Source organism: Hymenobacter norwichensis DSM 15439 (genome assembly GCF_000420705.1).
Classification (GTDB): Bacteria; Bacteroidota; Bacteroidia; order Cytophagales; family Hymenobacteraceae; genus Hymenobacter; species Hymenobacter norwichensis.
This window is the reverse complement of record NZ_ATVL01000008.1, coordinates 143,870-165,359: the sequence shown is the minus strand read 5'-3', so window position 1 is coordinate 165,359 and position 21,490 is coordinate 143,870. Positions and strand designations below refer to the sequence as shown.

Here is a 21,490-nt window from a genome sequence, read left to right as displayed (position 1 = left end):
GCCATGGCTACCAATACAATAAAACCCGTTGCCAAACAGCCCCGTACCAATGCGCCCCGCGCCGTGGTGCCGGAGTTTGTGGTGGCGCCCGAGCCGGTAGTGCCGCCCGCCCCCCGGCCCGAGCCTGCGCCCCGTTCCCGGCCCGAACCGAAAGAGCCACAAGCTGCCCCCCAGCCTGCCGCCCCTCGTAGCTCTTGGAGCGTGTTCACGCTGCTGGACCGGGTGACGCGCATGGACGGTCTGTTCCGGGAGGGGCTGCCGGTGCGCTATCTGCCGCATGTGCTGTTTGTGATGTTCCTGATTCTACTGTACATCGGCAACACGCACTACGCCACCCGCATGAACCGGGCTATCCAGAAGCTGAAGCTGGAAAACGAGGACTTGCGCGCCGACTACACCACGCTGAAATCCGACTACATGGAGGCCAGCAAGCAAAGCGAAGTAGCCCGTAAGGTGGCCGCTTACGGCCTGGTAGAAAGTTCTTCGCCGCCCTTCCGTATCGAAGTGCCTTCCGGCCGCCTCGATGAAGCTTCCCTGGACCTGGTGCCTATCCTGACGGCCGACTCCTTGGCGGCCCGCGCCCTGCGCGACTCGCTCCGGCACGCCGTGCCCGTGGCGCCTATCGACTCGATGAACATTGAAGTGGGCGCGCCGCCCGTGCCCATTGGCACCGATGCTACGGGTGAACCTGCCACTGAACATTCCACCGCTACGCCCCGTCGCAATGAAAGGAAGCGTTAAAAAATCCATTGTCACGCGGGTGCGGCTGGCGTTTCTGGGCGTTTGCCTGTTCTCGGCTGCTATTGTCTGGAAGATATCCAACATCCAGTTCAAGGAAGGCGAGAAATGGCGCGCCCTGGAGCAGGAGCGGCGCGTGGTGTACCAGCCGGTATTTGCTACCCGCGGCTCTATTGTGGCCGACGATGGCAAGAGCATCATGGCTACTTCGTTACCCTTCTTCCGGGTGGCCTGGGACCCGAGCGTAGTGGACAAGGCATTGTTCACTAGTAAGGTGGATTCGCTGGCTGGCTTGCTCTCACAATTCTTCAGCGACAAAAGCAAGCAAGAATACAAACGCAAACTTCAGAACGCATACAGTTCACATGCGCGGTACCTGCGGCTGAACTCGCGGCAGATTAACTTTCAGGAGAAGAAAGAACTGGCCGCTTGGCCGATATTCCGAGCCGGTAAAAACAGAGGCGGCGTCATTTTCGAGAAGGTGGACAAGCGTTTCCGGCCGTTTGGCGGGCTGGCGCAACGTACCATCGGCTTCGTGAATGAAGATAAGAACGGGGCGGGGCTGGAATTTACCTTCAACCGCCACCTGGCCGGCAAAGACGGGGAAGCCCTATTTGAGCGGCTGCCCGGCGGCAACAAGCCCATCTACGACGGTACCGAAATCAAGCCAATTGATGGCTACGACATCCAAACCACGCTCGACATCAATCTGCAAGACGTAGCCGAAAACGCGCTGTACAAGTCGTTGGTGGACAACAATGCCCAATACGGCTGCGTGATTCTGATGGAGGTGCAAACCGGCGCCATCAAGGCCGTGGCCAACCTGGGTAAGGTGGATGAGGGTATCTACCGCGAAGACTACAACTACGCCATTGCCGACCAGGGCCGTACTGAGCCAGGCTCCACGTTCAAGCTGGCGTCTATGATGGCCATTCTGGAAGACAACCCCGAAATGACCCTCGACGACATGGTGGATACCGGCAATGGCCGCAAGTACATTGGTGGCGCCGTGAAAACCGACTCGCACGGCTATGGCAAAATCACCGTGAAGCAGGTGTTCGAGAAGTCCAGCAACATTGGCGTGGCCATGTTGGTAGACGCGCAGTTTAGCAAGAACCCTAGCAAATACACCGACTACCTGAAACGGTTTGGCCTGCACAAGCAGCTAGGCTTCCAGATGGCCGGTGAGGCGCGTCCATACGTGAAAGACCCGCAGGACCGCTCGTGGAGCCGGACTTCACTCACTACCATGAGCATTGGCTACGAGTTGAAGCTAGCGCCGCTGCAAACTCTGGCCTTTTATAATGCGGTGGCCAACGGCGGCGTGAAAATGCAGCCCATGATTGTCAAGGAAATCAAGCAGGTAGATAAGGTGCTGGAGCACTTCGAGCCGGTGGTACTCAACCCTAAAATCTGCTCCGACGAAACGCTGGCCAAGGTGAAAGCCATGATGGAAGGCGTGGTAACGGAAGGCACCGCCCGCAGCATCCGCTCCCCCGATTTCAGTATTGCAGGCAAAACCGGTACCGCCTGGAAATTCAAGAACGGCGCTTATACCCGCACTTATTCCACCAGTTTCTGCGGTTACTTCCCCGCCGATAAGCCCAAGTACTCGTGTATTGTAGTGGTGGATTCGCCCAAGAAAGGTCGCATCTACGGGGCTGACGTGGCTGCGCCAGTGTTCCGCGAAGTGGCCGATAAAGCTATGGCCCGTGACGCCGCCAGCCAGCGCCCGGTGCTAGCCCGCACCACTTTCAACCGCGCCAAAACACCGGTAGTACAAGCCGGTATGCAAGACGAACTGCGGCTGGTATTCGAGAAGATTGGAGTGCGCAACGAAACCACTGCGCCCGATGAAGATTGGGTGCGGGTGCCCGTCACCACTGCTAATGATACCGACGCACTGGCCCTCCAGCCGCTGACCGTACGCCCCGGCCGCGTACCCGACGTGCACGGCCTGACGTTGCGCGACGCCTTGTTCCTGCTGGAAAACCGAGGGCTGCGGGTGCGCGCGCTGGGTACCGGCCGCGTGAAGGCGCAGTCGGTGGCGGCGGGTGCGGCCGCGCGGCGCGGTACGGTAGTAACGCTGGCGCTGGAACCCATCGGGCAGCGCAGCACCGTTGCCCCGATGCCGCTGGTCGCACCAGCTCCCAGTCAGTTGGTTGAAAACAAGCTGCTGACGCCGGTAGATACCGATCTAGAAGCCAAGACTCGTGAACTAGCGGCTAAGGCCAAAATCAGAATGGCAGCGGTTAAGGGCAATGCTACTTCAACGCAGCCTAAAAAAGCAACCAAGAAGCCCGAGCCGCGCAAGGCAGAAAACAAGCCCGCGACTCCTGCTAAACCCAAGCCTGCAGAATCCAAACCTGCTAAAAGACCAACTCAGATAACGCAGCAAACAACGAACGGCAACCCCAAAAAAGCCTAGAACGCCGCTCTGCGTCTTCTGCGTAAACTTCAGCGCCCACCGTGGGCCTCAACCAATCGAACAGCCTTGTCAACCGATAAAGAAATAACGCTCCCCCTGTTCGCCTTGCTGGCCGATGTTACGGTAACATCCCAGCACGGCCCTACCGATGTGCCCGTGCAGGCTCTCACGCTCGATTCACGGCAGGCGGCGCCCGGCTTCGTGTTTTTCGCATTGCGCGGCGCAGCTACCGACGGCCACTTATTCGTGCCGAAAGCGGTGGAGCAGGGGGCGTCCGTTGTTATCTGTGAGGACCTGCCCGCCGATTTACAAGCTGGCACCGCGTATGTGCAGGTGCCCGATTCGGGGGAGGCTATGGCCCACATGGCGGCGGCTTTCTACGGGCATCCGTCGCGGAGCTTGCAGCTGATTGGCGTGACGGGTACCAACGGCAAAACCACTTGCGCCACGTTGCTGCACAAGATGCTGCGCGAGCTAGGCTACCACACCGGCCTGCTAAGCACGGTACAAAACCAGATTGACGAGCAGGTAATTCCGGCCACCCATACCACGCCCGACGCCATCCGGTTGAATGAGCTGCTGGCTCGCATGGTGGAAGCCGGTTGCACCCACGCCTGCATGGAGGTGAGCAGCCATGCCGTGGTGCAGCACCGCATAACGGCACTACGTTTCGTAGGTGGCATCTTCACCAACCTCACCCACGACCACCTCGACTACCACGGCACCTTCGACAACTATTTGAAAGCCAAGAAGGGCTTCTTTGATATGCTGCCGAAGTCGGCCTTTGCCCTCACCAACGCCGACGACAAGCGCGGCATCGTGATGCTGCAAAACACGGCGGCCCGCCGCGAGACCTATTCGTTGCGAAGCGCCGCTACCTTCCGGGGCAAGTTGCTTGAAAATGCGGTGCACGGCCTGCATCTGGAAGTGGATGGGCAGGAAGTACAGTTCCGGCTGATTGGGGTGTTCAATGCCTACAACCTGCTGGCTGTGTATGGCGCGGCCGTGTTGCTAGGCGAGGAGCCGCAAGAAGTTCTCACGATTCTATCGGGGCTGCTGTCGGCACCGGGCCGCTTCGAGCCGGTGTTGTCGGCGCATACCCACGTCACGGGCATCGTCGACTACGCCCACACGCCCGACGCGCTGGAGAACGTGCTCAACACCATTGCTGACATCCGCCAGCCCAGCCAGCAGGTAATTACGGTGGTGGGCTGCGGCGGCAACCGCGACGGGGGCAAGCGGCCCATCATGGCCAACCTCGCCTGCCAGGGCTCCGACCATGTGGTGCTAACGTCCGACAATCCGCGCTTCGAAGACCCGCTGGAGATTCTCAGCCAAATGCAGGCCGGCGTCAAAACCCAGGACCTGCCCAAGGTGGAAACCATTCCCGACCGGCGCGAAGCCATCCGGCGGGCCGTAGAGCTGGCTGGCCCCAACGATATTGTGCTGGTAGCCGGCAAGGGCCACGAAACTTACCAGGAAGTACGCGGCGTCCGCGCTGAGTTTGATGATAAACAGGTGCTCCGGGAAATGTTCGAGTTGCTGGAAAAATGACCATCGTACACCAAAATCTGCAAAAACACAACGCTTGCTGAGCCTTAAAAAACTGGAACCTTTGCAGCTTGCTTAAATTTCTGACTGCAACCTGCTGACCTCGCGCCATGCTGTATTACCTCTTCAACTACCTGTATAAAGTACACCATGTACCCGGCACCGGGGTGTTTCAATACACCACGTTTCGGGCGGCGCTGGCGGTAGTTACTTCGCTCATTATTGCCCAGTTCTTTGGCAAGCCGCTGATTCGGGTGTTGCAGCGGGCCCAGATTGGCGAAACGGTGCGCGACCTGGGGTTGCAGGGGCAGCTAGAGAAGAAGGGCACTCCCACGATGGGCGGCCTGATTATTCTGCTGGCCATTTTGGTGCCTACGTTGCTCTTCGCCAAGCTCGATAATATCTACATCGTGCTTATGCTGCTCAGCACCGTGTGGCTGGGGCTGATTGGCTTTGTAGACGACTATATTAAAGTAGTAAAGAAAGACAAGGAAGGACTGGCTGGCCGCTTCAAGATTATGGGGCAGGTGGGTTTGGGCCTGACGGTAGGCTGGGTGCTGTTCTTCTCCAACGAGGTGACCGTGCGCCAGTACCTGTTACCTAACGGTCAGCTTTCGGCCGTGGACGCTAGCACCGTGTATCAGGATGTGAAGCTGATGATTACCACGGTGCCGTTCCTGAAAAACAACGAGCTGAACTATGGCGACTTGTTCGCCACAGCTGGCGACTTCTTCAACGAGTATTACGCCTTCTTCTACATCCCGATTGTCATCCTCATCATCACAGCCGTCAGCAACGGCGCCAACCTCACCGATGGCCTCGACGGGCTAGCGGCTGGTACTTCGGCCATCATTGGGACAACGTTGGCGGTTTTCTGCTTCGTGAGTGGTAACGCCTTCCTAGCTGACTACCTGGATATTATGTTCATTCCGAACTCCGGGGAGCTGGTTATCTTCTGTACTGCCTTTGTGGGGGCCTGTGTGGGCTTTCTGTGGTACAATTCGTTTCCGGCGCAAGTATTTATGGGTGACACTGGCTCATTGGCCATTGGCGGCATCATTGCGGTGCTGGCCCTCATCGTGCGCAAAGAGCTGCTGATTCCGGTGCTGTGCGGCGTGTTTTTGGTGGAAAGCCTGTCGGTGATGTTGCAGGTGAGCTACTTCAAATACACCCGCAAAAAGTACGGTGAAGGCCGGCGGCTGCTGCGGATGTCGCCGCTGCACCACCACTACCAGAAGCTCGGCTACCACGAATCCAAAATCGTGTCGCGCTTCTGGATTGTGGGCATCATGCTAGCCGTCTTGACCCTAGTAACCTTGAAACTCCGGTAAACTTCAGCGCCAAGAAACAGGCGTTACGCTTGTAGCGCTTTCTTCTGTTGCGTCCTTTTTCTCAGTTCCACTCTTCCACTTCCTTATGTCGCACATCGTAATTCTTGGAGCTGCTGAAAGTGGAGTAGGGGCCGCGCTACTGGCGCAGGCGAAAGGCCACTCCGTGTTCGTGTCTGATAAAAGCCCGATTCAGGAGCGGTACAAGCAGAAACTGACGCAGGCCGGAATCAGCTTTGAGGAAAACCAGCACACGCTGGAAGAAGTGCTAAAGGCCGACGAGGTTATCAAGAGCCCCGGCATCCCCGAGAAAGCGCCCATCATCCAGGCGTTGCGCGAGAAAGGCACGTCGGTTATTTCCGAAATTGAGTTTGCGGGCCGCTACACCAAAGCCAAGTGCATCTGCATCACGGGCACCAACGGCAAAACCACTACCACGCTGCTCACCTACCATCTGCTGAAGTCAGCAGGCTATAGTGTGGGTTTGGCCGGCAATGTAGGCTACAGCCTCGCTGAGCAGCTCATCGAAGACAAGTTCGACTACTACGTGGTGGAGCTGAGCAGCTTCCAGCTCGATGATACCTACGAGTTTCAGCCCTGGGTAGCCGTGCTACTCAACATCACCCCCGACCACCTCGACCGGTACGGTTACTCGATGCAAAACTATGCCCAGGCCAAGCTGCGCATTATGCGCAACCAGGACAGTGCGGGCTACTTCGTCTACAACGCCGACGACGAGAACATTCAGCGTTACTTTCAGTCGGCGCTACGGCCTGTCCGGCAGCTGCCCTTCAGCTTGCACCGCCGCCCCGACTACCACCTAGCGGCGTATTATACTGCTGAGGAAAGTTTGTGCACCAACCTGAATCCGGGTATTAGCCAAGGTGGGGAGGAGGTAAACGTTAGCGCCTCGCCGCTCATCGGGCAGCACAACCGCCAAAACACGTTGGCGGCCGTGCTGTGCGCCCGGGTGGCCGGCCTTTCCATTGAGCAGATTGAAACCGGACTGGCTACCTTCCGCAACGCCGACCACCGCTTACAACCCGTAGGCGAAATCAACGGCGTCCGGTTCATCAACGACTCCAAAGCCACCAACGTAGAAGCCGCTTGGTATGCCCTTGACGGCATCCGGCAGCCGATTGTGTGGATTGCGGGCGGCACCGATAAGGGCAACGACTACACCACGCTGATACCTTTGGCTAAGGCGCGGGCGAAGTCGTTGATTTGCTTAGGAGTTGACAACGAGAAACTGAAGACCAACTTCGGCGGGGTGGTGCCGCATCTAGAGGAAACACGGAGCGTGGAAACTGCCGTGCGCCGCGCCCTGGAACTGGCCGAACCCGGCGACGTAGTGCTTCTCTCGCCAGCCTGCGCCTCCTTCGACTTATTTAAAAACTACGAAGACCGGGGCTGCCAGTTTGTGACGGCCGTGGAGAAACTGATGGAAGAAACCGGACTGAAAAGCTCCTGACATTTCACTGATATTTGAAAATCACCTTTTCACCCTCTCACTAGTTCACAGATGAACGTTATCAAAAACTGGCTGCGGCAGAACCTGAAAGGTGACCCAGTGCTGTGGGGCATCGTGATTTTGTTCTCGCTCATTAGTATTGCCGTAGTGTACTCGGCTACGGGTACGCTGGCCTATAAGCAGAAGGCCGGCAACACTGAATACTTCCTGCTTAAGCACACCGGCCTGATCTTCGTGGGGTTAGCCTTCATGTGGCTCGCCCACCGCATCGACTACCGCTACTATTCGCGGCTGTCATTGTACGCGCTGCTCATTTCGGTGCCGCTGCTGCTGTTCACTTTCTTTATGGGCTCGAACATCAATGAAGCGTCGCGCTGGTTGACCATTCCGGTTATCAACCAAACCTTCCAGCCCTCCGACCTAGCTAAGCTGGCCCTGATTGCGCACGTGGCTTCTATGCTAAGCCGCCGTCAGCAACACGTGCAGGACTTCAAAACCACGCTGCTGCCCGTAATGCTGTGGGTAGGTTTGATTTGTGGTATCATCATTCTGAGTAATGCCTCTACGGCGCTATTGCTGTTTGCTACCTGTCTGCTGCTCATGTTCATTGGGCGCGTGCCACTCAAGCAAATGGCCGTCATGGTGGCTATTGGCGCGGTAGTGGGTGGAGTAGGTCTGGCTACGGGGCAGCGCATGAAGACGGTAATATCCCGCATTGAAAACTTCACAGATAAGAGTAAGCCGGTGCCGTTTCAGCTGGAACACAGCTACATAGCCATTGCCACGGGCGGTGTCACGGGCAAAGGTCCCGGCAACAGCACCGAGCGCAACATCCTGCCCCACCCGTATTCCGACTTCATTTTTGCCGTAATCATTGAAGAATATGGCATGGCGGGGGGCGTGTTTGTGCTGTTCCTCTACCTGGCCTTCCTCTATCGAGGACTATTGACAGTGGTGAATAGCTACGGCGCTTTTGGGGGGCTGTTGGCTGCTGGCCTCACGTTCAGTCTGGTGCTGCAAGCCATGGTGAATATGGGCGTAGCTGTGGGGCTGGGTCCAATTACCGGTCTGCCGCTGCCGCTACTGAGTATGGGTGGTACCTCCCTCATCTTCACCGGAATCAGCATCGGTATTATTCTGGCCGTAAGCCGCGGTGAGCGGGAAATCCGCCCAATGGTGGGGGAACCCGCCGACACAGTCCGTATTCCCAAAGTATCAGCCTACGCCTAGGTCGTTTTTCGTTGTTGTTGGTTGTTGCTCGTGCTTAGGCTGAGTGAAACTGAAGCCAACAACGAAAAACCAACAACGAAAAACGAAATGAAAGTTATCATCAGCGGCGGCGGTACGGGCGGGCATATTTTCCCGGCGGTGGCAATTGCCAACGAGCTGCGCCGCCGGCAGCCCGACGCGGAAATCCTGTTTGTGGGCGCCAACGGCCGCATGGAAATGACGCGTGTGCCCGAGGCCGGCTACCAAATAGTGGGCCTCGACATTACCGGTTTGCAGCGCAGTCTAACGCCGCAGAACCTGCTGTTCCCGATTCGGGTGATGCGGGCGGTACGCAAGGCCGGCAAGCTCATCGAGAAGTTTCGGCCCGATGTGGTGGTGGGCGTGGGCGGTTATGCGTCGGCGCCGGTGTTGCTGGCAGCCACTTCGCGCGGCATTCCCAGCCTCATTCAAGAGCAGAATTCCTATGCTGGCCTCGTCAACAAGCTATTGAGCCGCCGTGTCGATAAAATATGCGTGGCGTATGAAAGCATGGACAAGTTTTTCCCATCCGAGAAGCTTGTACTTACCGGCAACCCCGTCCGCACCGAAATAGCCAGCGGTAACCGCGCAGAGGCCCTGCAATTCTTCGGTTTAAACCCTGATAAGCCTGTTCTGCTGGTGATTGGCGGCAGTTTAGGAGCCCGTACCCTTAACCAAGCCACGGTGGCAGCATTACCACGCCTGAAAGCCGCTGGCGTGCAAGTTCTCTGGCAGACCGGTAAGCTCTACTACCCGGAAGCCGCCCAGCACGCTGCTCCCTTCGCCGCCGATAACCTGAAAGCCCTGGAGTTCGTCCAGCGCATGGACCTAGCCTATGCTGCCGCCGATGTGGTGGTCAGCCGGGCCGGAGCATTGTCGGTGTCGGAATTGTGCCTCACCGCTAAACCGAGCATACTAGTGCCTTCGCCCAATGTGGCCGAAGACCACCAAACCAAAAACGCCATGGCGCTGGTGCGCAAAGAGGCCGCGCTACTTGTCTCGGATGCTGAAGCCCCGGCCAAGCTCTACGACACTGCACTCGCCCTACTACAGAACCCCGCGCAGCAACAGCAGCTAACTGCCAATGTGCAGCAGCTAGCCTACCCGGCCGCCACTACCACCATTGTCGATGAGCTGCTAAAGCTGGTTGATAGTAAGCCCTGAATAGGCCATCAGAAAAGAAATTGCGCTGATAGCTCTGCCAATTCTTAATTGCTAATTCTTAAATTTTACTTGCCTTTGAGCCCCGTCGCCGCATATCCTTACGTCTATTTCCTCGGTATTGGAGGCATTGGTATGTCGGCGCTGGCGCGCTGGTTTCAAGCCAACGGGCACACTGTGTCGGGCTACGACAAAACCAGCACGCCCCTGACCGATGCGCTGGCAGCGGAAGGCATTGCCGTGCATTACGACGACGCAGTAGCTAGTATTCCGGTATCCGTGCGCGAAAACCGGGAACGTACCCTCGTGGTGCTCACACCGGCTATTCCGAAAAACCATCAGGAGTGGGCGTGGCTGCGCGAAAACGGCTATGATATCCGCAAGCGTAGCCAAGTGCTGGGCGTACTCACCCAGGGGCACCGCACAATTGCCGTAGCTGGCACCCATGGCAAGACCACAACCAGTAGCATGGTGGCGCACCTACTCCACCACGCGGGCGTGCCCTGTGCGGCCTTTCTAGGCGGTATCTCCGTGAACTTGGGCTCGAACCTGCTGCTGCCACCCCCCAACCAACCTGATGTACCAATTGTAGTGGAAGCTGACGAGTATGACCGGAGCTTCCTGACGCTGTACCCTACCGTGGCCATCGTCACAAGCACCGACGCCGACCACCTCGACATCTACGGCAATAAAGAAGCCTTGGTGGAGTCGTTTCGGCAGTTTGTGAGCCAGATTCAGCCGGGTGGTACGCTCATCATCAACCACACGGCCGATGCCAGCGTGGCCGCGGCTGTGCCCGCCGGGGTGCGGGTTATCCGCTATGGTCTCACGGCGGAGCAAGGCCCCGAATTATCTGCTTCCGACATCACCGCGCAAGGCAATCAGTTTCGCTTCAACCTGCACAGTCCTCAAGGCACCGTGGCCGACCTAGAGCTAGCAGTGCCGGGCTACCACAATGTGGAAAATATGCTGGCAGCTGCCTGCGTAGCGCAGCTCGAAGGGGTAGCGCCCGAGCCGTTGCAAGCAGCCGTAGCGGCTTATCGGGGAGTGAAGCGCCGCTTCGAGTTTATCGTGACGGCCGGTACCACTGAGCAGCCAAAAGTATATGTGGATGATTATGCCCACCACCCACGCGAAATCGAAGCCTTCTTACGTTCTGTGCGGGCGCTCTACCCAAATCAGCAACTGCGGGTGATATTCCAGCCGCACCTGTTCACGCGCACCCGCGACTTCGCTCCCGGATTTGCGGAGAGCTTGAGCCTCGCCGACGAAGTGGTGCTGATGGACATATACCCAGCGCGGGAGCTACCATTACCAGGCGTAACGTCGGAATTGATTTTATCCCAAATAACGGCCCCGAAAAAGTCGTTGCAGAGCCGGGCAGAAATCCTGAAAAATGCTGCCGATATTTCCAGCTACGACATTTTAGCTACCGTAGGAGCCGGGGATATTGATAAACTAGTACCTGATTTAAAGAATATTTTAGATATTCACTGGAATGAAGCTTAAACGTAAAATTCATAACGTGGTATTTGCTACTGGCAGCTTATTGTTGCTGGGCGGCCTGGCTGTATTTGCCGGGGTGAAGCAGGCGAACCGGCCCGTTGGGCAGGTAATCGTGACCATCAACAATGAATTCAATAATTACTTCATCAGTGAACAGGAAGTAACCAATTTGCTTACCCGTAATGGTGATCGACGCTTGGAAGGCATGCCGCCCGACGAGTTGGATTTGCCCGCACTGGAGGCTCGCCTCAAAGCCCATTCGTTTGTGAAAGACGCTCAAGTCTACCGCGACCTATCCGGCAATATTCACGCGGAAGTACGCCAAAACCGCCCTATCGCGCGCCTGACTCACTCGGATACCCGCCTCGACAGCTACCTCGATGCCGACGGCCACAAGCTGCCGCTGTCCTCGTTGTTTACGGCGCGGGTGGTGCCTGTGGCCCGGCAAGGAGGTGTCCCACTTGCTGCTTCCTTTTTTCAAGACTCCACCGGCCAACGTTACCTTGAACTATTGCGTTACATCGACGAAAAGCCATTCTGGCGAGCCCAAATTGCCGAGGTGTTTATTGGCACCAACGGCAAGGTTTCGTTTACGCAGCAGGTAGGCGACCAACGCGTAGAATTTGGTTTTCCGGAGAATATTTCGGAAAAATTCGCGAAACTGATGGTATTTTACCGCCAAATACCGCCGGCGCTCGGCTGGAATACGTACCACCGCGTCAACGTGGAGTTCAAAGATCAAATCATTTGTGAGTAGATTTTTCTGCTCCTGAGGCTTGAAAAGCCTATTTTTGCCCGTTAACACCGCACTCAACTGCTAGTCCCCCGCCAGCTTTACCCGACCCTTCCCCATGCAACACGATAAGATTGTCGTCGGCCTCGACATAGGAACCACCAAAATTTGTGCCCTAGTGGGCCGCAAAAACGAGTTTGGCAAACTCGAAATACTGGGCATGGGCAAAGCTGTGTCGGAAGGCGTAGTGCGTGGCATTGTGTCCAACATCGACAAAACTGTTGACGCCATCAAGCGCGCCATTCGGCAGGCCGAAGAAATGTCGGGCATCAACATCGGCGTGGTGAACGTGGGTATTGCCGGGCAGCACATCAAGAGCCTGCAACACAACGGCAGCATTACCCGCGCCTCGGCCGACAATGAAATCACGCAGGAAGACGTGGAGCGCCTCACCGGCGACATGTACCGCCTTGTGACCCCGCCCGGCTCCCAGATCATCCACGTAATGCCCCAAGACTACAAGGTGGATTACGAGGAAGGCATCATGGACCCCGTGGGCATGTCGGGGGTGCGTTTGGAAGGCAACTTCCACATCATTACGGCTCAAAGCACGGCCATCAATAACATCAACAAGTGCGTTACGAAAGCCGGCCTGGAAATCGATAATCTGATTCTGGAGCCGCTGTCGTCGTCGATGTCGGTGCTGTCGGATGAGGAGAAGGAAGCAGGGGTGGCGTTGATTGATATTGGGGGCGGTACTACCGACCTGGCTATTTTCAAGGATGGTATCATTCGTCACGCGGCGGTGCTGCCGTTCGGGGGCAACATTGTGACTTCCGACATCAAGCTGGGCTGTCAGGTGATGCAAAACCAGGCTGAGCAGTTGAAGGTGAAGTTTGGTAAGGCCATTGCTGAGGAAGCTTCTGATTATGAAATCGTGAGCATCCCTGGCCTGCGGGACCGGGCACCCAAGGAAATTTCCCTCAAGAACCTGGCCTACATCATCGAGGCCCGGATGGAGGAAATCATCGAGTTGGTGTATGCCGAAATTCAGCGGACCGGCCACGCCGACAAACTGGCCGCTGGCATCGTGCTGACCGGTGGCGGCTCACAGCTTCAGAACCTAGTGCAGCTTACCGAGTACGTAACTGGCTTGGATACGCGCATTGGCTATCCCAACGAGCATTTGGGCAAGAGCAAGATTGAAGCCGTGAAGTCGCCGATGTATGCTACTACTGTTGGTTTAGTGCTGTCGGGCTACCGTTCACTGGATGAGCGCCTGAACCGGGGTTACGAGCAGGAGCAGCAGTATCAGGCACCATCCGTGCCGTACTATCAGGCCCCGGCGCCCGCCCCGGCTCCGGTACCAACGCCGGTTGCCAAGCCTGTAGCGCAGAAGCCGGCTGAACCTAAAGAGCCTAAAAAGCCTTCTGGAGCTGGTAAGTTCTTCCAAGACATCATCAGCCGTACCAAAGGTCTGCTCATCGACGATTTCGACGATACCAAGTATTAAAAGTATCAAGAAGTTAAATGACTGAATTGCTAAATGGTTGTTGTTGAACGACCAACAATTCAGTCATGTAACCATTTAGCAATTCACCTCATGGATTATAAATTCGACATCCCGGCGCAATCCAAGTCCATCATCAAGGTGATTGGTGTGGGTGGGGGCGGCTCTAATGCCGTAAACCACATGTTTGGCCAAGGCATTAAGGACGTGGAATTCGTCATTTGCAATACCGACAAGCAAGCTTTGGCATCTTCGACAGTGCCCAACCGTCTGCAAATCGGGATGGACCTAACCGAGGGCCTTGGAGCCGGTGCCAACCCGGAACGAGGCAAGCAGGCCGCTATTGAAAGCCGCGAACAAATCCGCGAGCTACTCAGCAACGGCACCAAAATGGTGTTTATTACGGCCGGCATGGGTGGCGGTACCGGTACGGGTGCGGCGCCAGTTATTGCCAAAGTAGCCAAAGAGCTAGGCATTCTGACGGTGGGCATCGTGACGGCGCCCTTCATGTTTGAGGGCAAGAAAAAGCGCCAGCAAGCCGAGCACGGCATCAAAGAGCTAAGCGAGAACTGCGACACAGTGTTGGTAATTCTCAACGACAAGCTCCGCGAGATTTACGGTAACCTCCCCATTCGCTCGGCTTTTGCCAAAGCAGATAACGTGCTGAGCACGGCCGCCAAATCCATTGCCGAAATCATTACGGTAACGGCTGATGTGAACGTGGACTTTGAAGACGTGAAAACCGTCATGAAAGACAGTGGCGCCGCCGTAATGGGTAGCAGCATCACTGAGGGGGAGAACCGCGCCAAGCGGGCGGCGGAAGAGGCCTTAGCTTCGCCTCTGCTCAACAACACCGACATTCACGGTGCGCAACGCATCCTTCTCAGCATCATGTCGGGCGACCAGGCTGAGCTGGAAATGGACGAGCTGACGGAAATCACCGAGTGCATCCAAGACAAAGCCGGTCAGAATGCCGAGGTTATCTTCGGGCACGGTATCGACTCTACATTGGGCCAAAGCATCCGAGTGACGGTTATTGCTACAGGGTTTGCCCGCGAAGCGCATACCATTACGGTGACGCCGTCTAGCAGCCGTGAGCCAGAACCGGAAGTTCCTCAGCCCGACCCGCAGATCAATATATTCGACAAAGACCGTCAAGATGCGCCGGTAGTACCGTCGTTCACCAGCAACACTCCACCGCCAGCCCCAGAGCCTCAGCCAGTGAAGTTTGACTTGGAAACTTCGCCTTACACTGGGCCAGTACCACCTGTGGCAGCTCCATCTACACCGGCTCCCGATCCTGTGGTGTATCATGCCCCGCAGCCAGCTGCCCCGCTGCCCGGCCGCCCCGCGCTGGATACCCGTGCCGAGGAGCGTCGTCGCCGCTTGCAGGAACTAAGCAACGGCTTATCAAATGAGGTGATTAAAGACCAACTGGAAACGCCCGCTTATTTACGGCGGCAAGTAAAGTTGGAAAATGTAACGCCTTCTTCGGAGCGTAACATCAGCCGTTTCAACCTTTCCGACGATAACGAGTTGCTCGGCGACAACCGCTTCCTGCACGACAACGTGGATTAAGCAACTGCTCGTAGCAATCAACAAAAAGGGCCTTCAGATATTCTGAAGGCCCTTTTTGTTGATTGCTATTACTCATGTCGCAAGGAGTCTAGTGAGGGAGCAACAGAATCGGAGAGGAGCAGGCCTTGCGGGTTGACTGGTTCTCGGTCGGGGCTAAGCTGGCGTGTAGACGACATAGAGGAGCAAGCCGTTAAGGAAGCTAACAGTGCCAGTAGCAAAGCCCATGTTGGGAAAGGACGCATAGAGCCGAAGAAATGAAGCCAAAACCGGTTCGGCAAGTATGCTGAACAGAACTAGAACGGATTGGAAAAGCGTGGGTCTTTGATGAATGTGGAGTCGGTGAGCGTACGTAGGAAGGCAACTAGCTGCCGCTTTTCAGTGGCCGTAAGCCCTAATGCGCCGAGGCTGCCGTTAATTTGGGGATTCGAGACCAACAAAATGGGGTCGGCTGTATTGGCATCAACATGCTCGTTGTAATGGTCTACTACTTCTTCAAGCGTCTGAAATCGGCCATCGTGCATGTAGGGGGCCGTCAGCGCAATATTGCGTAGCGAAGGTACCCGGAACTTACCCCGGTCGGAGGCAACCCCCGTAACTCCGAAACGACCTAAATCAGAGGATAGCGCCAAGCCGTTGTTGAAATATTGCGTGTTACCACCCGGCGTAGTGAAGCTGGTGGAAGTAAATAAAAACGTGTTGCCATTGTGGCAATGGTCGCAGGAGCCGCCTCGAGCGGATGTGTTGCCTGCCTCACCTGGATGGTTGAAAAACAGTACTTTACCTTTTAGCTCGTCCTGGGTTAGCTTCGGCCCAGTAGGTAATAAGGACTGCTCGTAGCGGGAATTCGAGGAAATAAGTGTCCGCTCGAACTGGGCCAGCGCCTTCAATACGTTTTCCTCAGTGATGGTAGACGACCCGAAAGCCGCCGCAAACAGCGGCGGATATAATGCGGTTTGCTGTAGTTTGGCCACACCGCTGGTTAAGCGCTGGTGCATTTCCACAGGATTTTCGATGGGCACCCGTGCCTGTGTTTCCAAGCCGGTGGCCGCCCCGTCCCAGTTCAGGTTGGGCTCCCACAGCAGGTTCACCAACGACATAGCGTTGCGCTTGTGGGCAATCCCATCAACCCCAATAGCCTTGGCCCGGCCATCAGTGAAGGCCTTGCTCTGCTGGTGGCAGCTACCGCATGACATGGTATTGTTGCTGGAAAGTTTGACTTCGTAGAATAGCTTACGGCCCAAATCCACGCCTTCCACCGTCAGCGGGTTGTTGGTGGGTAGCACAACACTTTGTGGCAACTGCGATGGTAGTTGCAAGTTGTAGGGCGTGGTGGGTGTAACGGCTGGCTCAGAAGGTGGGGGCGTCTTGTCCTCGCAACTTGCTACGCCCAGCATCAGCAGCGCCGAAGCCAATAACGCGCGGTATCTACGGGTAATGCTTAAGGCCATATGGAAAGCAGTGAAAGCGCAGGTTCTAAGATACTGATTCATTGGCACAACAATCACTCCACAATATTCAGTTCTATCTTTCTTACATCCAACTCATTCTTTCAACCTAGGGCTGTTCTTTACTTCAATAGGTAACGGCTCTGCTTAAAGTTGTAGCCCACCGCCAGCACCAAGCGTCCGGCGCTGGCAGGATGGTCGGTGTCGGCGGTATATACCGGGAACTGCACTCTGGTATTCAACGACAGGTTTTTGTAGTATATATCCAGGCCAGGGCCAAGCAGCGCGTTGTTCATGTCGTGTTCCCAGTCAGGTGCTTTCTTCATAGAAAAGCTGTGCCGAAGGGTGTAGCTGACAGTTCTGATTGAGAGGCAGCATGCAACAGATTCGCAAAGGCTGCGGTACCAAGGGCTAGGCTTTCCTCGAAACGGTTGGCTGTCCCTCGCCGGTAGCTGCCATTCACCCTCAGGCCCAAGTCTCGGTAGCTGCCAATGTAGTTGACGTACACGAAGCCATTGGTATTGCCAGTGCCGGGCTGGTTGAGCGCCGGATAGCGCCGCCCCTTGTGTCTCATCGTGCCGGAAGTAGCCGTTGGGTAGCTTAAGGCCACCACCCACAATCAGCGGCTTTGTACCCCAGTCGTTTCAACGCCACTCTAGTTGTCGTAGGGCATAAAGCCCATGAAGCAGCCGCATATGTCGCACGCGCGGCCGCAGCGTTCCGAGCATGAATAAGCTTATCAGTAAAGCTATTTTTCTCACGAATCTCGATTGAAAAAGGGAAGTGTACAGCCTGTAGGCCAACCCAATTGGGCGGCTACCAACCAATAGCCAATACGCCTGTCAATCAAGCTCAAGGCAGCTAGTGTTTGGCTAGCTGCGGGTTGCTCAAAAACTGCTCATCGGTGAGTGTGTGTAGAAAGGCCAGTAAATCCTGCCGTTCCTGTGGGGCCAGCGCAATGCCCGGCTCTAGACCAGAGCGCCGTAATTCCAAATCAAGCGTAGCCGACACAACCATCCCATGATCATAATGGTCGAGTACTGCTTCCAGGGTTGTGAAGCGGCCGTCGTGCATGTAAGGACCTGTGAGAGCTACATTGCGCAAACTTGGCACCTTGAAACGTCCGGCATCTGTACTGCGCCTAGTAATATGTGCTCGGCCTGAGTCCAGCGGAAACTGGCGGTCCAGCCCGTTATTGCGGAACGACTCATCGGTAAATAATTCTCCCGCGTGGCAGGTGCCGCATTTCTGACGCAGTATCGTTAACCCACGCAGCTCACTAGCTGTGAGCGTGCCTCCTGCTTCCTGCCGGACATACCTGTCGTAGCGGGAGTTGCTGGATGTTAGCGCCGCCGTGAACTGCGCTAAGGCCCGCAGAAACTGATACGAATCGATAGGGCCATTGCCGCCGAACACCTGTTTAAAGCGGCGCTGATAGCTGGCATCAGCGTTGAGCTTGCGTAGCACGTTGTCCAATGTTTCATCCATTTCCAACGGGTTGGAAATGGGAGCCCTTGGCATCATTTCAATATGCACAGGGCCTCCATCCCAGAGAAAATTGGGTTTCCAGCGCAGGTTTTGTAAAGCGGGTGTATTGCGTGTTCCTATCCGCGTCTCAACCCCAGTACTCAATTTTTTGCCAGCATCAGCAAAAGCAACGGCCTGCTGATGGCAACTGCCGCATGATATACTGCCGGTACGCGAAAGCCTAGGGTCGTAGAAGAGCGACCGTCCCAGTTCAAAGGCTGCCTGAGTAGGTGGATTTTGTTCTGCTCCATATATCGGAGCGGGAAAGTTTCCCGGCACCTTAGTGCCGGGCACTTCCTGAGTTGATGTAGATTCCATATCGGGCTTGCACGCGAATACAAGCAAGCCCGATAAGAACAGTAGGCATAACTTAAACCAGCGGTAGTTTCTCCACCGAGGCCTTGCCATGCTAGTTGCCCTGAATACGATCGACAACGAACATTCCATTTTCATAGTTCTTGGAAATGTTCACTGCATTCGTTCCTGCTGCCATGAGGTTATTTACTGAGCTAAAACGAATCGGAGTAGAGCCAACAAACATCTTTTGGATGTCGGCCTTAACGTGGATTTCTGGAGTATGGCCCTCATGAACTCGTATTACACTATTGTTCAGCGTTGGGGTTACAGTCCGGACGGCATTCTCACCCTTGCGGAAGCCACCAACATGTAGGATCACGGCACCAGCGCCCGGAGCCTGTGGCGACCGGCCTTCCAGTTTCATGAACACGTACCCAGTATTCCAATCCCAAAACATATTCCCTTTCGATAAAGCGCCTGTTTGAGCGCCTGCAACGTTACGGGCACTATCCACACCAATCGTGAAAGTCAGGCTAGTGTAGTCGCCAGGCGGAACATCAGTTAAGCTGATTTTCTTAGATGCTGGCAGTGCTTGGTCGATCAAATAGTAGCTTTCAGGCTGAGCCCATTCTGTACCGTCAGCTTTTTTGAGCTTGACATTAGAAATAAAATACCGGAAAGCAGTTACCGTAATTTGGTCGCCAGCCCCGGTTGCATAAGGGGTAGCGCTATTTAATTCAAGGGTATTGCTTCCTACCACATTTTCAAACTCGATATTAACCGCAGCAGGATTAGTATTATCGTCGTCGTCACAGGAAGTAACAGTCGCTGATAAACTAAAGAGTGCAAGGAATAAGGCAGTATACTTCAGAAATTTCATGTTCTCGGTTTTTCGAATGAGTAACCAAACCACGTGTATAAACGCACGTGCTAACTGGACGGAACTACCGTCACTTGCTAGTTTAGCAGCGGAGCCACTAAAAGTTAAACTTGAAAAACGGGAGGACGAAAGATGCTTTGCTCCGCTTTAAAGGCGTAGTGTGCTGTTAATGGCTGCGCAAAGCGCAAAGCAGCAAGCTTCATGCTAACAGGAGCTTGCAAGCGCAACATAGTGGGCACTACCACATCATACTTCACTTTCACAAAACCGGCTGCTGGGGACTTGCTTTCCGAATCAGAAGCTTTGCGCAACTGCTTTACTAGGTGGCACTTACCGTTGCAATGCAGGGCTGGATTGGCTTTATTCACGCAAAATAGTTCCGTGATGCGCTCCTTGTGCACTTGGTAGTCAAGCACCACCAGTTCCCGACTGAATGTCTGGAGCAAGAGTAAGCCAACCAAGAAGAATGCTAGAAATCGCGCCACAGGAAGTGAAGAGAGTTGCCTATTACAAATATAGGCCGCTCATCCTGAAAAGATTTAACTGTAACTACATTACGTGCTTTTACTTCTTTATAAACAGCATGTGTAGCTGTTAAAAAAGGAGTAATTGCTGGACTTGCTCTTGTAAAAGCTGCTGGTAAAGCGGGTGGGTTAGTTCACCTGCCTCACTTAAGTGTTTGTCAATAAAAGGCAGCCGGACCCGCGCAGGCATTACGGTGGTTCCTAAGTACATTAACACGTCGGAAAGGTGGCTGAGAGCCAGCAAACCGCCTTGGCCGCCCGAAGAAAGTCCCACCAAAGCGGCTTTCTTGCCTCGTATTCCACCGGGGTAGGGCAGACCATCGATAAACGTTTTAAGGACACCTGGGTATGAACAATTGTATTCTGGCACCACCAATACCAGTTTGTCGGCGGCGGCAGCTAATGCCGCTAACTTGTTGAAATCTTCATCTGAACCCGTATTGTGATACAATGCCGAAACGCTGACGTTGGCTGGCAACAATGCTAGGTCTAGTAATTGACATTCGGCCCCCTGAGCGCGCAACAGCTTTAAGTATAGATCCGCAATGCGGCGGGCGCGTGAATTAGTGCGGTTAGTACCAGCAATGACAGTTATCATGGATGGGTAGAAGAGAGCAGAAATAGATGAGTGAGTAGTATTTGGTTGCTTAACAAACAAAAAAGCGAAACGGCAGGCCGTTTCGCTTTTTTGTATTCCAGATAATTGAGCAGCTAGGCTAGATTGTTGGAAGTAGCCTTAGCCGACAGGAACTCACGGTTCAGGATAGCAATGTTTTCTAGGGAGATACCCACTGGACACTCCGCAGCACAAGAACCGATATTGGAACAAGCCCCAAAACCTTCTTTGTCCATTTGGGCCACCATGTTTTCCACGCGAGTTTTGCGCTCTACGTTACCTTGAGGTAGCAAAGCCAACTGGCTTACCTTGGCACTCACGAACAGCATTGCTGAAGAGTTCTTGCAAGATGCTACGCAGGCTCCACAAGCAATACAAGTAGCAGCTTCAAAGGCACGATCAGCAATTTCTTTCGGAATTGGAATTTCGTTGCCGTCGGGAGCACCACCAGTGTTTACGCTTACGTAACCACCTGCCTGAATAATTCGGTCGAAGGCCGAGCGGTCTACGCTCAAATCCTTGTTTACTGGGAAAGCATTGGCACGCCAAGGTTCGATGGTAATGGTGTCACCGTCAGAGAACTTGCGCATATGCAACTGGCAAGTAGTAGTGCCAGCTTCCGGGCCGTGGGCTCGGCCATTGATAAACAAGTTGCACGATCCACAGATACCTTCCCGGCAGTCGTGGTCGAAGGCCACCGGCTCGTCGCCTTTGCGAAGCAGATCCTCATTAAGAACATCGAGCATCTCCAAAAACGACATGTCCGGAGAAATATCGCGCACTTGGTAGTCTACTATCTGGCCGTTCGTGTTGCGGTTTTTCTGCCGCCACACTTTCAGCGTAAGGTTCATTGGTTTGGCGTTAGGGTTACTTCCGGCCATTGTATTTTCTGAATTATGAATTATGAATTAAAAATTATGAATTGAAAACATGAATTCTCAGCAGGTAT

At 55.0% G+C, this 21,490-nt stretch carries 19 protein-coding genes; 11 read left to right on the top strand and 8 right to left on the bottom strand.

From position 1 onward, the window contains the following. Nucleotides 1-3: 3 nt before the first annotated feature. From G536_RS32750 to ftsZ, 11 genes are all read left to right on the top strand, one after another. Nucleotides 4-741, top strand: coding sequence for an FtsL-like putative cell division protein (locus G536_RS32750; RefSeq protein WP_022823801.1), 738 nt, complete (start codon nucleotides 4-6; stop codon nucleotides 739-741). Further along, the gene (locus G536_RS27545) at nucleotides 725-3,166 is read left to right on the top strand and encodes a penicillin-binding transpeptidase domain-containing protein (protein WP_022823800.1); all 2,442 of its coding nucleotides are present in this window, start codon (nucleotides 725-727) and stop codon (nucleotides 3,164-3,166) included. The genes G536_RS32750 and G536_RS27545 overlap by 17 nt, the downstream gene beginning before the upstream one ends. Before the next feature lie 66 nt (nucleotides 3,167-3,232). Further along, nucleotides 3,233-4,720, top strand: coding sequence for a UDP-N-acetylmuramoyl-L-alanyl-D-glutamate--2,6-diaminopimelate ligase (locus G536_RS0111775; protein WP_022823799.1), 1,488 nt, complete (start codon nucleotides 3,233-3,235; stop codon nucleotides 4,718-4,720). Nucleotides 4,721-4,827: 107 nt separating this feature from the next. Then, nucleotides 4,828-6,048: a phospho-N-acetylmuramoyl-pentapeptide-transferase gene (gene mraY / locus G536_RS0111770; RefSeq protein ID WP_022823798.1), complete on the top strand. Its 1,221-nt coding sequence runs from the start codon at nucleotides 4,828-4,830 to the stop codon at nucleotides 6,046-6,048. Between the two features lie 85 nt (nucleotides 6,049-6,133). Continuing rightward, the gene (gene murD / locus G536_RS0111765) at nucleotides 6,134-7,516 is read left to right on the top strand and encodes a UDP-N-acetylmuramoyl-L-alanine--D-glutamate ligase (protein ID WP_022823797.1); all 1,383 of its coding nucleotides are present in this window, start codon (nucleotides 6,134-6,136) and stop codon (nucleotides 7,514-7,516) included. Nucleotides 7,517-7,567: 51 nt separating this feature from the next. After that, nucleotides 7,568-8,746: an FtsW/RodA/SpoVE family cell cycle protein gene (locus tag G536_RS0111760; RefSeq protein WP_022823796.1), complete on the top strand. Its 1,179-nt coding sequence runs from the start codon at nucleotides 7,568-7,570 to the stop codon at nucleotides 8,744-8,746. An 87-nt stretch (nucleotides 8,747-8,833) separates the two neighbouring features. Beyond that, entirely contained in the window at nucleotides 8,834-9,928 is a 1,095-nt protein-coding gene (gene murG, locus G536_RS0111755) for an undecaprenyldiphospho-muramoylpentapeptide beta-N-acetylglucosaminyltransferase (protein ID WP_026880084.1), read from the top strand. Nucleotides 9,929-10,003: 75 nt separating this feature from the next. Continuing rightward, nucleotides 10,004-11,434: a UDP-N-acetylmuramate--L-alanine ligase gene (murC, locus tag G536_RS0111750; protein WP_033370166.1), complete on the top strand. Its 1,431-nt coding sequence runs from the start codon at nucleotides 10,004-10,006 to the stop codon at nucleotides 11,432-11,434. Then, nucleotides 11,424-12,188 carry a cell division protein FtsQ/DivIB gene (locus G536_RS0111745; RefSeq protein ID WP_022823793.1) on the top strand — a complete coding sequence of 255 codons (765 nt, stop codon included), beginning with the start codon at nucleotides 11,424-11,426 and terminating at the stop codon, nucleotides 12,186-12,188. The genes murC and G536_RS0111745 overlap by 11 nt, the downstream gene beginning before the upstream one ends. 94 nt (nucleotides 12,189-12,282) lie before the next feature. Further along, nucleotides 12,283-13,677 carry a cell division protein FtsA gene (gene ftsA / locus G536_RS0111740; protein ID WP_022823792.1) on the top strand — a complete coding sequence of 465 codons (1,395 nt, stop codon included), beginning with the start codon at nucleotides 12,283-12,285 and terminating at the stop codon, nucleotides 13,675-13,677. A gap of 90 nt (nucleotides 13,678-13,767) precedes the next feature. Beyond that, nucleotides 13,768-15,252: a cell division protein FtsZ gene (gene ftsZ, locus G536_RS0111735; RefSeq protein WP_022823791.1), complete on the top strand. Its 1,485-nt coding sequence runs from the start codon at nucleotides 13,768-13,770 to the stop codon at nucleotides 15,250-15,252. 293 nt (nucleotides 15,253-15,545) lie between these two features. Here ftsZ and G536_RS0111730 read toward each other — a convergent pair whose 3' ends face one another. The 8 genes from G536_RS0111730 to G536_RS0111695 form a co-directional block, all read right to left on the bottom strand. Beyond that, complete coding sequence (locus G536_RS0111730; protein ID WP_022823790.1) at nucleotides 15,546-16,700, bottom strand: cytochrome-c peroxidase; 1,155 nt, start codon at nucleotides 16,698-16,700, stop codon at nucleotides 15,546-15,548. A 119-nt stretch (nucleotides 16,701-16,819) separates the two neighbouring features. Beyond that, a complete protein-coding gene (locus G536_RS0111725) occupies nucleotides 16,820-17,023 on the bottom strand; it encodes a hypothetical protein (protein ID WP_022823789.1) in 204 nt (67 codons plus the stop codon). Then, a complete protein-coding gene (locus G536_RS0111720; RefSeq protein WP_022823788.1) occupies nucleotides 17,020-17,271 on the bottom strand; it encodes a hypothetical protein in 252 nt (83 codons plus the stop codon). Before G536_RS0111720 ends, G536_RS0111725 begins: the two co-directional genes overlap by 4 nt. A gap of 287 nt (nucleotides 17,272-17,558) precedes the next feature. After that, on the bottom strand, nucleotides 17,559-18,542 hold the full coding sequence (locus tag G536_RS0111715) for a cytochrome-c peroxidase (protein WP_022823787.1): 984 nt from the start codon (nucleotides 18,540-18,542) through the stop codon (nucleotides 17,559-17,561). Nucleotides 18,543-18,633: 91 nt separating this feature from the next. After that, a complete protein-coding gene (locus G536_RS27540; protein ID WP_022823786.1) occupies nucleotides 18,634-19,401 on the bottom strand; it encodes an MbnP family protein in 768 nt (255 codons plus the stop codon). Between the two features lie 104 nt (nucleotides 19,402-19,505). Beyond that, the gene (locus tag G536_RS27535; protein WP_022823785.1) at nucleotides 19,506-19,847 is read right to left on the bottom strand and encodes a hypothetical protein; all 342 of its coding nucleotides are present in this window, start codon (nucleotides 19,845-19,847) and stop codon (nucleotides 19,506-19,508) included. A 148-nt stretch (nucleotides 19,848-19,995) separates the two neighbouring features. Continuing rightward, nucleotides 19,996-20,523, bottom strand: coding sequence for an NADPH-dependent FMN reductase (locus G536_RS0111700; protein ID WP_022823784.1), 528 nt, complete (start codon nucleotides 20,521-20,523; stop codon nucleotides 19,996-19,998). 113 nt (nucleotides 20,524-20,636) lie between these two features. Next, complete coding sequence (locus tag G536_RS0111695; RefSeq protein WP_022823783.1) at nucleotides 20,637-21,392, bottom strand: succinate dehydrogenase/fumarate reductase iron-sulfur subunit; 756 nt, start codon at nucleotides 21,390-21,392, stop codon at nucleotides 20,637-20,639. Nucleotides 21,393-21,490: the final 98 nt, after the last annotated feature.

What these genes read in the sequence shown, in the direction of transcription:
- G536_RS0111720 (WP_022823788.1), bottom strand. Translation starts at nt 17,271, where the DNA reads ATGAGACACAAGGGGCGGCGCTATCCGGCGCTCAACCAGCCCGGCACT.
- murG (WP_026880084.1), top strand. Translation starts at nt 8,834, where the DNA reads ATGAAAGTTATCATCAGCGGCGGCGGTACGGGCGGGCATATTTTCCCG.
- mraY (WP_022823798.1), top strand. Translation starts at nt 4,828, where the DNA reads ATGCTGTATTACCTCTTCAACTACCTGTATAAAGTACACCATGTACCC.
- G536_RS27545 (WP_022823800.1), top strand. Translation starts at nt 725, where the DNA reads ATGAAAGGAAGCGTTAAAAAATCCATTGTCACGCGGGTGCGGCTGGCG.
- G536_RS0111730 (WP_022823790.1), bottom strand. Translation starts at nt 16,700, where the DNA reads ATGGCCTTAAGCATTACCCGTAGATACCGCGCGTTATTGGCTTCGGCG.
- G536_RS0111700 (WP_022823784.1), bottom strand. Translation starts at nt 20,523, where the DNA reads ATGATAACTGTCATTGCTGGTACTAACCGCACTAATTCACGCGCCCGC.
- G536_RS0111695 (WP_022823783.1), bottom strand. Translation starts at nt 21,392, where the DNA reads ATGAACCTTACGCTGAAAGTGTGGCGGCAGAAAAACCGCAACACGAAC.
- G536_RS0111745 (WP_022823793.1), top strand. Translation starts at nt 11,424, where the DNA reads ATGAAGCTTAAACGTAAAATTCATAACGTGGTATTTGCTACTGGCAGC.
- G536_RS32750 (WP_022823801.1), top strand. Translation starts at nt 4, where the DNA reads ATGGCTACCAATACAATAAAACCCGTTGCCAAACAGCCCCGTACCAAT.
- G536_RS0111760 (WP_022823796.1), top strand. Translation starts at nt 7,568, where the DNA reads ATGAACGTTATCAAAAACTGGCTGCGGCAGAACCTGAAAGGTGACCCA.
- murD (WP_022823797.1), top strand. Translation starts at nt 6,134, where the DNA reads ATGTCGCACATCGTAATTCTTGGAGCTGCTGAAAGTGGAGTAGGGGCC.
- ftsA (WP_022823792.1), top strand. Translation starts at nt 12,283, where the DNA reads ATGCAACACGATAAGATTGTCGTCGGCCTCGACATAGGAACCACCAAA.
- G536_RS27540 (WP_022823786.1), bottom strand. Translation starts at nt 19,401, where the DNA reads ATGAAATTTCTGAAGTATACTGCCTTATTCCTTGCACTCTTTAGTTTA.
- G536_RS0111715 (WP_022823787.1), bottom strand. Translation starts at nt 18,542, where the DNA reads ATGGAATCTACATCAACTCAGGAAGTGCCCGGCACTAAGGTGCCGGGA.
- ftsZ (WP_022823791.1), top strand. Translation starts at nt 13,768, where the DNA reads ATGGATTATAAATTCGACATCCCGGCGCAATCCAAGTCCATCATCAAG.
- G536_RS0111725 (WP_022823789.1), bottom strand. Translation starts at nt 17,023, where the DNA reads ATGAAGAAAGCACCTGACTGGGAACACGACATGAACAACGCGCTGCTT.